Raw genomic sequence first — 3,010 nt, 5'->3', positions numbered from 1 at the left:
CATGGTCCAAAGAAAATCCCAGATGCAAATTCCAGCTGGCCATCACGGACCGCTCAAACGGGATCTTACTCGGTAACTGCGGAATACGCACAGAAAGCATTGAGAGCCGACGGGGTGATATAGGCTACGAGTTGTCGCCCGTTTATTGGGGTCAGGGCTTTGCGTCAGAGGCTGTCCGGAGCATCTTGCAGGTGGGTTTTGAAGATTTGGACCTGGAAGAGATCGAAGCCAGATGCGTTGTAGCAAATAAACGATCTGTCCGGCTTCTCCACCGACTGAGTTTCGAGGAGATTGAGCGCGTACCGCCCGGACCGGGCAGAGGCGAATTTGCCAACCGCATGTTGCCCGAACGGTATGTATTTCTCTTGCGTCGGGACAAATGGATCTACAGCTTATTCAGTAGTTAGATTGGCTATCTTCGAATATAGCAGTTTATTCCTTCGGACATACGGCCACTCCGATGTGGCGGTAAATACCCGCGCCGTCGGTCTTAATCGTCCCGTCTCCGGCCCGATAGAGGTTTCCCCAGTCTCGGGCGGAATAGTACATCAAGTAGCGGTCACCATCGTCCAGCACGCATGGCGTGGATGTGTATCGTCCGTCGAAATCGTTTGGATCGCGTGTTGCGGGAAACGAAGGCTCCTTCAGGTGGTGCGTCCAATTCAGCCCGTCCTCCGACGTTGAACAGAAAATCTCAAAGATTCCCCCCTCCACATGGCATCCGTACCACATCGTATAGCCCTGCTCATCCCGCAAAACGCTCGGATAGACCACGCTCCGGCGCGTTTCCGTACCCCGGATCATCGGTTCGGGATCCCGCGTCTGCGAACAGGCGATGCCGTCGGTCGATTCGAAGTGGTAGATATTCCCTACCAGATCTCCAAATTCTCCGTCCGGACTGGGGGATGAACACATCCACATGCGGTAGGCATTTGGTCCCTCCTTCAACACGCACGGCCCCCGCCCGCTCGGATAGATCGGCTCGGGATAGGCCTCCCATGCCAGACCGTCGGAACTGGTCGCATACCCCAGCTTCTGTCCCAGAACGATCGCCCTATCCCCCTCACCCGGACGGCTGTCAGCCATCACGAACCACATCTTGTAAAGATTCTCATCGCTGTCGAAAATCACGTGCGGCGTTTGCCACGCACGGCCCCACGGCAACCCGCCGCTGAGGATCGGATTGTCCGGATGTGGCGTCCAGGTCAGCCCATCTGGGGACTCGGCATACCCCAGATCCATATCGCTCGTACGCGTGGCCGTTCGGTTGCCCAGGTACCACATTTTGTACGTATCGTCCATACGGAGAACAGTCGGGCTGTACAACGTCACCCGGCACCAGTCCTGGTTTGTGGTCATCCCCGACAGAATCGGCTGCTCCCAACGCTGCCAGTCCAGTTGATAAAGCGGCTTGGACATCCGATAACCTCCTGTTTTAAAAAGATAATAACGGCTTGTTTATATGAACAAATTCGCGAGAGAAAGCAATGAAGAAATGGCAGCCCGATCGGTATGTATTCCTATTGTGTCGGGACAAATGGGTCTATAGCTTATTGCGATCTCAAGGGTCTTAATTCGTCCATCCGTCTTCGGAGATTTACAATGAACATCATTCTCTTAATCATCGACACTATGCGCTACGACTATATCGGTGCCAACGGCAATGACTGGATCGAAACACCCAACCTCGATCGCTTAGCCTCACAATCCTGGTGTTTCGACCGCGCCTTCGCAGCGAGCTTCCCCACTATCCCCTATCGCACCGACGTCATGACCGGCAAATACGGCAGCCCCTTTCACGCTTGGAAACCACTGCCCTTCAACACCAACGCACTGCCGTATGTCCTCGGCGAAGCAGGCTACGCAACGCAACTCCTGCACGACACCCCCCACCTCGTCAACGGAGGCCACGCCTTCGATTATCCCTTTCACACCTGGACCTTCATCCGCGGTGCCGAAGTTGACTGCGCCTGGATGAATGACGAAGCCAAATGGCCCAGCAACTGGGCAAAAGAGCCGCTCTTTGACATCCTCGAAGACGAACTCCCAATACCAACCATACAATATGCCCGCACCAACAGAGGTCGCGAAAACTTAGACGATTGGAACTGCGCCAGACTCTTCAACACCGCAGCCGAGTTTCTCTGCGACAATAAAAACCGGGAAAATTTCTTCCTCTGGATCGACTGCTTCGACTCCCACGAACCCTGGGATGTACCCCCCGAATTCATGCTCAAATACGACAAAACGCCTGACTATGACGGTCGGCTCGATCCTCGCATATTTAAAGGAGGAACGCAAGCCCGCAGCAATCCCAACTTACCCGATGAAGCCAGAGCACGCATCAAAGCCAGTTACGCAGCCAAAGTCACCTGGATGGACCACTGCTTTGGCCGCTTTCTCGAAGCCCTTGAAGCCACAGGCCTGGATAAAAACACCGCCATCATCGTCGCAGGCGATCACGGCACCAACGTCGGTGAACGCGGCAGATTCGGCAAAGGCGCACCCGTTCGCGAACAAGAAATCCACATCCCACTTTTCATCAAAACACCCGAAGGCGACACAGGTCGCAGTCCTGCCATCTTTCAACCACAAGATTTCTTCGCCACCATCGCCAACCTATCAGGCGCGCCTGTTCCCGACAATATCGAAAGTTACGACATCCTCAATGCTGCACGCAATAACAGCCTGGGCAACCGCGAAATCGCTCTGGCAGGCGTGGCGCGCGGCAAAGCTATGCGACATCTTCAACGCGGCTACTTTACCCTCTTCGACCAGGTAGGCTATCTCGAGTGGCACCCCAACCCCGAAGACAGCATCCTCACCCCCTACGGCTCTCTGGACAATATCGATTCTGAAAATCCCAGTCGCGTTCAAGACCTTCACGCATCGGGCCTCGCCGAACTCGAACACCGCAATGCCGACCCCATCTTCATCGACTGGCTCAAAAATGGCGTCCGGCACGTCAGGCATTGTTACGTGCATTTCTTCCAAAAACTCAATCAGGCGA

At 54.8% G+C, this 3,010-nt stretch carries 3 protein-coding genes; 2 read left to right on the top strand and 1 reads right to left on the bottom strand.

The window, feature by feature from the left end; genetic code table 11:
- Positions 1 to 407, top strand: a 407-nt coding sequence (locus OXG87_09885) for a GNAT family N-acetyltransferase (protein ID MCY3869857.1), incomplete at its 5' end; no start/stop codon positions are given.
- Between the two features lie 25 nt (positions 408 to 432).
- Here OXG87_09885 and OXG87_09880 read toward each other — a convergent pair.
- Positions 433 to 1,419 carry a hypothetical protein gene (locus OXG87_09880; protein MCY3869856.1) on the bottom strand — a complete coding sequence of 329 codons (987 nt, stop codon included), beginning with the start codon at positions 1,417 to 1,419 and terminating at the stop codon, positions 433 to 435.
- A gap of 183 nt (positions 1,420 to 1,602) precedes the next feature.
- On the opposite strand from OXG87_09880, the gene OXG87_09875 reads away from it, so the two are divergent.
- Positions 1,603 to 3,010 (top strand): sulfatase (locus OXG87_09875; GenBank protein MCY3869855.1); only part of this gene is annotated, 1,408 nt, incomplete at its 3' end.

It is taken from the genome of Gemmatimonadota bacterium (assembly GCA_026706845.1).
Classification (GTDB): Bacteria; Latescibacterota; UBA2968; order UBA2968; family UBA2968; genus VXRD01.
This window is presented reverse-complemented; position numbering and strand designations above follow the sequence as displayed.

Coding starts and splice junctions, on each gene's coding strand:
- OXG87_09880 (MCY3869856.1), bottom strand. CDS start 1,419: ATGTCCAAGCCGCTTTATCAACTGGACTGGCAGCGTTGGGAGCAGCCG.